General features: G+C 48.5%; 1 protein-coding gene. It reads left to right on the forward strand.

What is annotated here, in order from left to right; genetic code table 11:
* Positions 1-439: IS1595 family transposase (locus ACQRA4_RS13930; RefSeq protein WP_427823642.1), on the forward strand; the 439-nt coding region annotated here is incomplete at both ends.

The following is a 439-nucleotide window of genomic DNA, read 5'->3' on the forward strand; positions in this document are numbered from 1 at the left end:
GTATTTTATGCGCCTGCGACGCCTGATTGCCACGCATTTGCCCAGTTATCGTTTGTCTGGAGAAGTTGAAGCGGATGAAAGCTATTTTGGCGGGGTACGAAAAGGGAAACGCGGGCGTGGAGCCGCCGGGAAAATAGCAGTTTTCGGGTTACTGAAGCGTAATGACAAGGTTTACACGGCCATAATTCCCAACGCATGCACCGCAACGCTGATGCCGATTATCGAGGAGCGAGTTGAGCCGGACAGTATCGTGTACACTGATACTTTCAAGGCATATAATGCCCTGGACATCAGCGGGTTCCATCACCACCGAATCAATCATTCAAGGCAGTTTGCGGAACAAGCTAACCATATCAATGGGATAGAAAATTTTTGGAATCAAGCGAAAAGGCATTTGCGGCGTTTCAACGGCATTACGCCCGAACATTTTTATTGGTTC

The organism is Desulfovibrio sp. SGI.169, from assembly GCF_050313595.1.
GTDB lineage: Bacteria > Desulfobacterota > Desulfovibrionia > Desulfovibrionales > Desulfovibrionaceae > Desulfovibrio.